1 pseudogene is annotated in these 247 nt (G+C 37.2%); it reads right to left on the minus strand.

Features of this window, described 5'->3' with window-relative positions:
* Window positions 1-247: pseudogene (locus tag HMPREF3002_RS00070) on the minus strand (alpha/beta hydrolase); the annotation flags it as partial.

The raw sequence follows: 247 nt of genomic DNA on the forward strand, positions 1-247 counted from the left end.
TGAAATAATTTCGCCGATGCTTTCACACAGTTTAATTCTTTTTCACCATAGATATACAAAACCTGAGCTTTGCTAGCAGAAATCGTATCCTTCAGCTTGTAACGCCCCATATAGGTTTTGTAAATGGTCACCAATGTTTTGATAGGCGTCCTTGGCAGATCCTCCAAATAATATGCTTTTATTTCCTCTGGATAAGCCAGTTTAGGATAGAGTTTGTTCATCATGCTTAATTGAAGTTTGCAAGAGA

The organism is Streptococcus sp. HMSC065E03 (assembly GCF_001815045.1).
Taxonomy (GTDB): Bacteria; Bacillota; Bacilli; order Lactobacillales; family Streptococcaceae; genus Streptococcus; species Streptococcus parasanguinis_AD.